Raw genomic sequence first — 1,667 nt, 5'->3', positions numbered from 1 at the left:
CTGTTGGCTGGCGCCGACCCGACGAGGCTGGCCAACCCCGGGGTGGCGGCAGGCGCAACAGCTAGGCTGACGACCAAGAGATCCCCTTCGTCAGGAGCGCCGTAATGTCTCGGCCCGCAGCGGCTGTCCACCACGTTGTGAAGGCGTATGACGTGCGTGGCCTGGTGGGCGAGGAGATCGACGAGTCGCTGGCCGCGGACTGCGGCGCGGCCTTCGCCCGGATGATGCGAGCCGAGGGGGCGCGGCGGGTCGCGATCGGCTTTGACATGCGGGACAGTTCCCCATCGCTGGCGGCCGCATTCGCGACCGGGGTAACCGCCCAAGGGCTCGATGTGGTGCGTATCGGCCTGTCCTCCACCGACCAGCTGTACTTCGCCTCAGGATTGCTGCAATGCCCCGGCGCGATGTTCACCGCCAGCCACAATCCGGCCGCCTACAACGGGATCAAGCTGTGTCGGGCCAGCGCGAAGCCGGTGGGTCAGGACACCGGTCTGAGCACCATCCGCGACGACCTGATCGCCGGGGTCGCCGGCTATGACGGGCCGCCGGGAACGGTGACCGACCAAGATGTGCTGGCCGGCTACGGAGCCTATCTGCGGTCCCTGGTCGACCTGTCCGGGCTGCGTCCGCTGCGAGTGGCCGTCGACGCCGGCAATGGGATGGCCGGCCATACGGCTCCCGCCGTGCTCGGCGTGATCGACTCGATCACGCTTGTGCCGTTGTTCTTCGAGCTCGACGGCGCGTTCCCCAACCATGAAGCCAATCCGCTCGACCCGGCCAACCTGCTGGACCTTCAGGAGCATGTCGGTGCCGTCGGTGCTGATATAGGGCTGGCGTTCGACGGCGATGCTGATCGCTGCTTCGTGGTCGACGAGCGTGGCCGGCCGGTGTCGCCGTCGACGGTGACCGCGCTGGTCGCCGCGCGGGAGCTGAATCGGGAGATCGGCGCCACGGTGATCCACAACTTGATCACGTCGCGGGCGGTGCCTGAACTGGTCGCCGAGCACGGTGGTACACCGGTGCGCTCGCGCGTCGGGCACTCCTACATCAAGGCGCTGATGGCCGACACCGGTGCCATCTTCGGCGGTGAACACTCAGCGCACTACTACTTCCGCGACTTCTGGGGCGCCGACTCCGGGATGCTGGCCGCGCTGTATGTGCTGGCCGCACTCGGTGAGCAGCAGCGACCGCTGTCCCAACTCACGGCCGACTATCAGCGCTACGAGTCCTCCGGGGAAATCAACTTCACCGTCGCCGACGCGGCGTCGTGTGTGGACGCGGTGCTGAAGTCTTTCGGGGGTCGGATCCATTCCATCGACCACCTGGACGGGGTCACGGTGGATCTGGGCAACGGCAGCTGGTTCAACCTGCGCAGCTCCAACACCGAACCGCTGCTGCGGCTGAATGTGGAAGGCCGCAGCGCAGAGGACGTCGACGCGGTCGTGGAGCAGGTCCGTGCCGGAATCGCGGCCGAAAGCCCCCAGCCGTCAGAGGCTTTCACGTGAATGCCATCCGGGCAGCGATCGACATCGACGACACCGACAACCTGATCGCCGCCGATCGCGAGGCCCTGCTGCGCTCGGCGGCCATGGCGGGTGCGCAGGTGCGCTCCACGGCGGCCGCGGTGGACGAGGGCGCGCTGGACTCGGTACGCGGCCAGGACCGGC

General features: G+C 68.0%; 1 protein-coding gene. It reads left to right on the top strand.

Annotation, left to right across the window (positions count from 1 at the left end; genetic code table 11):
* Positions 1-104 precede the first annotated feature (104 nt).
* Complete coding sequence (locus WA317_RS19055) at positions 105-1,505, top strand: phosphomannomutase/phosphoglucomutase (RefSeq protein WP_425174518.1); 1,401 nt, start codon at positions 105-107, stop codon at positions 1,503-1,505.
* Positions 1,506-1,667: the final 162 nt, after the last annotated feature.

The sequence above is a fragment of the Mycobacterium sp. genome (genome assembly GCF_049802695.1).
Taxonomy (GTDB): Bacteria; Actinomycetota; Actinomycetes; order Mycobacteriales; family Mycobacteriaceae; genus Mycobacterium.
This window is presented reverse-complemented; position numbering and strand designations above follow the sequence as displayed.

Excerpts from the sequence above, each read along its gene's own strand:
- WA317_RS19055 (WP_425174518.1), top strand. The coding sequence starts at position 105 with ATGTCTCGGCCCGCAGCGGCTGTCCACCACGTTGTGAAGGCGTATGAC.